Raw genomic sequence first — 1,349 nt, 5'->3', positions numbered from 1 at the left:
AGGTCGCGAAGGTGGTCGTCTCGGTCGGGCCGTAGCAGTGAATGAGCCGTACAGGGCCCTTTTCTTCCAGCAATCTCAGAAACGATGCAAGATCGCTGCGCTCACCCCCACAGAGGAGGTGCTTCAGTTGAGCCAACGTCGGAGCGATCGATGATGCATATTGATTGAATAATGCTGTTGTTAGAAACAGTGACGTCACCTGGTGCTGTTCAAGCGCCCGGGTAAAACTTGGAGCATCCCTGACGGTGGCGGCATGCATGACAACAATGCAAGCACCATTAAGCAGCGATGCCCATACTTCGAATGTGCTTGCGTCGAAGGCGGGATTGCCAGCCCATGCCACCCGATCTCCTGCATCGATCTTCACATACCCATTGTTGATCACGAGCCGGTTGACGGCACGATGAGGAACAACAACTCCTTTGGGAAGCCCCGTGGAGCCCGAGGTGTACATGACGTAAGCGGCAGTTTCAGCGCTCAACGCCAGCCCAGGATCGGAACTAGATCCCGCTCCAGCTATGAGCGGCTCAGTAGCCAGAACAGGTATCCTCGCGTCAACCAGACCATTCCCGCAGAGTACCAAGCGTGCAGCACAATCGGCCATCAGCAATTCTTGTCGCGCCGACGGAAGGGCGCGATCGATCGGTACATACACGCCGCCCACCTTTAGAATCGCCAACTGCGACATCAGAAGAGCGACGGAGCGGTCCATCACTGTGGCAATGCGATCCCCAGGCTTGACGCCGAGGGCGATCAGGTGATGCGCGAGGCGGTTGGCCCGCGCATTGAGCTCGCCATAGCTCAGCCGCTCATCTTCGCAGATCACCGCCACCGCATGTGGCGTCTTCTGTACCTGCGCCTCGAACAGCTCGTGAATGCACCGCTCCGCAGGATACGGGGCCGCCGTCCGGTTCAGCTCCTCCAGCAGATACGTCCGCTCGGCGATTGGCAGCAGCTCAATCCGGCGAACCTCTTGCTGCGCGTCGGCAGCCATCTCCCGCAGCACCGCTATCAGATAACCACGCTGCCGCTCGATGGTCGCCTGATCAAACAGCGCCGTGGCGTAACCAAGAGTTCCGGCGATCTCCTCGCCATGCTCGCCAAGGCTCAGCTCCAGATCGAATTCGACCTGATCAATCTCCTCGCCGGCAGCTTCCACACTCAGCCCCGGCAGGTCCAATGACCCAACCGCATTGTTCTCCCAGGCCAGCATCACCTGGAACAAGGGCGTGTGATCAAGAGCTCGGGGCGGCTGCACGATCTCCACCACCTGCTCGAACGGCAGGTCCTGATGCTCCTGCGCAGCCAGCACCGTGCGCCGCGTCCGCTCCAAAAGCTCCGACACGCTT

At 59.7% G+C, this 1,349-nt stretch carries 1 protein-coding gene; it reads right to left on the bottom strand.

What is annotated here, in order from left to right; translation table 11 throughout:
• Positions 1-1,349 (bottom strand): AMP-binding protein (locus XF30_RS11865; protein WP_146207794.1); only part of this gene is annotated, 1,349 nt, incomplete at both ends.

Origin of the sequence: Bradyrhizobium sp. SUTN9-2, assembly GCF_003122645.1 — a bacterium.
GTDB lineage: Bacteria > Pseudomonadota > Alphaproteobacteria > Rhizobiales > Xanthobacteraceae > Bradyrhizobium > Bradyrhizobium yuanmingense.
This window is presented reverse-complemented; position numbering and strand designations above follow the sequence as displayed.